The 3,273-nt window shown below is 33.6% G+C and carries 1 protein-coding gene and 2 pseudogenes; 1 reads left to right on the forward strand and 2 read right to left on the reverse strand.

All coding sequences use genetic code 11. The features are described from left to right. Window positions 1-3 precede the first annotated feature (3 nt). A pseudogene (locus CWC28_RS21115) lies at window positions 4-114 on the reverse strand (thioredoxin-dependent thiol peroxidase); the annotation flags it as partial. Between the two features lie 518 nt (window positions 115-632). Here CWC28_RS21115 and CWC28_RS21120 point away from each other — a divergent pair. Next, window positions 633-2,840, forward strand: a complete 2,208-nt coding sequence (locus tag CWC28_RS21120; RefSeq protein ID WP_138625736.1) for a hypothetical protein — start codon at window positions 633-635, stop codon at window positions 2,838-2,840. 342 nt (window positions 2,841-3,182) lie between these two features. On the opposite strand, the pseudogene CWC28_RS21125 reads toward CWC28_RS21120, so the two are convergent. Beyond that, window positions 3,183-3,273 (reverse strand): annotated as a pseudogene (locus CWC28_RS21125) (thioredoxin-dependent thiol peroxidase); the annotation flags it as partial.

The raw sequence follows: 3,273 nt of genomic DNA on the forward strand, positions 1-3,273 counted from the left end.
CTATCAATTCTGCGCTAAATAATCCAACACCACTTGATGATGGTCTTTGGTTTTGAACTTCTCAAACACATGTTTGATGTTGCCGTCTTGGCCTACAAGGAAGCCAATACGATGCTGATTTATACTCCAATTTAAGTGCACATTTAATTGAGAGTCATAGTCTGCAGCTATTTTCTTGGGTGTGCAATTAACATTTTGCATATAAAGTAACACCACCAATATTGCCATCTATGTAACATAGCTATGAAAGCCATCCTAGAAAGTAAGCTGTACTCCTAACCCAAGTGAAGAATAGAAAAGCTACTTTATAATTTCTAAGAGCAGAGTGATTATTTTTTTTGGATTTGATAACCTATGAAGATAAAAGGAATTATACATAAGACTAAAACTTGTACTATCTAACAAAGTTCATTTCGGAATTTCATTCCATTATTGGTCACACTTACGCAATTATTGCTGGTTTCGTAGCTATTGGCATTCCACTTTCAATTCAGTTTTCAGCCCAATACTCTGATAAACACGACAATGCATTATTATCAACTCGATTGACGAGAGGAAAATGGGTAAACCCTAAGTCCATATTGGTCTTGTCTTTTATATACATAGCCTTAAGCTTACCTTTCTTAGGCTTTGTGTCAGATAAACATTCTTTTTTATACCTCAACAATACGTTCATAATATGTATACAGCTATCACTCCCAATCATATTTATTGTATTAATGTGGTTTACTTTCTACTTTTATTGGCGGCTTTTTAATAATATTACTATTAAGTCAAGCACTCAGATCCAGAATTATTTGCAAATAGATAGGAGGTCTTCAACTAGCTGGCTGACAAAATTTTTAGAGCCGTTACTAACAAAAAAAAGTAATTTAGCAGAGATTGATAGCATAAACGCAGGTTTAGAATTATTAATTTATAATATAGAACAACGTAGCTGGGATCTTGATTTTAAAGAAGTCCTATCTCAATTTCATGCAACTATCAGTCTTAGGTTTGATAGTAGTAGGCAAATAAAAGCGGTCAAGCTCTCAGCTAATGACTTAGCTGTTATAAAAAATTATTGGAATACGCTATTAAGACTTGTTCGGCACGCTAGAAAAAACGAAGACATCGCCATGTCTTTTCATACTCAACGCCTAATAGCAGATGTTATGTCTTGGATTGTATATAATCCAGAGCGCCAATTAATTACATCAGAATCATTCCGCGATGAAACAAGTTCAAAAATATGTTGGGTATTAGATCTTTATCAGTTAGCTCGCTGGCAAGGTTATCAGACAACAAACGGTATTGACTTAATTCTTGAATGTGAATGGTTTCATTACCTATTTTATGCATCAGATAAACTTGATTTAAAAACTTCAACTGATGGGTTACAGGAATTTCATAAATTAGCCATAGATATTTTTGACATAATAGCTAAATCTCATCCGCATAAGGTCATTACTTTTATAAAAAATATTTCAGATGCTGTGAGTTTTGGGCAAGAGCAGCAATCCTACTACTCCCACATGCTAGATGAAGAAATAAAATGGGTAAGCAACTTTTGGATAGACTTTAACAAAATAAACTTCAGCATAGATAGTGTTGATGAAATAATAAATAAAATAAGTTCATTATCTAACGGTGAGGCTTTTGAAAAATATAAGAATAGTTCAACATCGAAGCCTCTTAATGAACTACAGCTAAGAACTATTCTATCAATAATAAAAATTGACGAAATCTTTGAACGTATACACTTTAAGCTTGTTAAAAGAATGGGGTGGGATGTCACTGCTAGGCTTGCATATTATCAAAGGTGGGTTGAGTTCTATGAATGCTTGTATTGGAAGCAACCAAAAGAAGCTGATGCAAATTACTGCGGAGAAACGCTTTTAGCGCATAGTTCAAATGAATTAACAAATCTTATCTTTGTTGATTATCAGCAAATCGAACACTATTGGAGATTCAAAGAAAGGCATGCAATAAAAACTTACGCTTACAGAGCGTTCCTGTTTCAATTATGCTTTTTTGCTGAGCAAGGTGAAGAACCTAAATTAATTTATACGTCAGGTCAGTTTAGCGAGCTTTCAACGCAGCTTGATATTTTGGAATCTCTCTTGAAACAAGAGAGGTACATTAGAAGCCTCAGGTGCTGGAACCCTCACGTTACCAATGTTTGTAACAACCTTAGAAAATCTATACAAAACTTAGAAAAGCGGAAATTGAGATTCATAACTCACTCTAAGATTAGTGGAGAGAAATGGCACGAACTTCAAGAGTCTATTGAAAAAGGTTGGGAAAACACTATTAGCTTGGGTAATGTAATTGATATTGAATATAGCCATGAGGTAGCCAAGAACAAGCTTTTGCTTTCAAAATACTCAGTTAAGAGAGAAAACTTGATAACAGGATGTAGCTTTAATGCCTACTCACCAAACATGAGTCAGCTTAATCACACTAGATTTATTACAATGCTGTACAGAACATGCTTATCTTTTGTTAAAAATCAACAACAGGAAAAAATTATACTACCCGAAGAAACTCCCGCTCTATATTTTTCAACGCAAGAGAACTTAAAACTGCTTGGGTTTAAACGGAGCAGAACAATGTTCTGGGAAAATGAAAAACATAAAAATATCTTAGCAATTAGTGCTGATAGTCATCTGTTAGTAGATTGTTCGAAAGTTAAACTTAAAATAACAAAAAATCTTTGCTCACAAAGGCATTCTCCATTATTTATATCATTAAATGACTTAAATGAGCCTATGGTGCAAGTTAAAGCAGAAATGTATTTTGATTTAGAAATTTTAGAAGGAGGAGCTTTTATTTTTGAAGAGCCCTTCAATGAAATTTAGCAATATTGCAACTTAAAAAGGCAACTTTTTTACTCTGAAATTAAACTATCTATTCTAACAATAACTTTTTGACAGCAAGGAGAGATTAAAATTTCAATAATCATTTTACATCCTTGTTTTTATTATTTTTAGGAAGTTATTTAATCGTGTCGTTTAAAACGCAGCGCGTGTTCCTATTTTATCTGCTATTTATAAAAGTTTGTCAATTGAGTCAGTAGCCTTTAAAAACAAAAAAGCGTTGCACCATGGCAACGCTTTTTTACTATGTTCTCGTAACTCGTAACTCGTAACTCGTAACTCGTAACTCGTAACTCGTAACTCGTAACTCGTAACTCGTAACTATCAATTCTGCGCTAAATAGTCCAACACCACCTGATGATGGTCTTTGGTTTTGAACTTATCAAACACATGTTTGATTTTACCGTCTTGGCCT

Source organism: Pseudoalteromonas sp. S4492 (assembly GCF_005886115.1).
In the GTDB taxonomy this organism is placed as follows: domain Bacteria; phylum Pseudomonadota; class Gammaproteobacteria; order Enterobacterales; family Alteromonadaceae; genus Pseudoalteromonas; species Pseudoalteromonas gelatinilytica.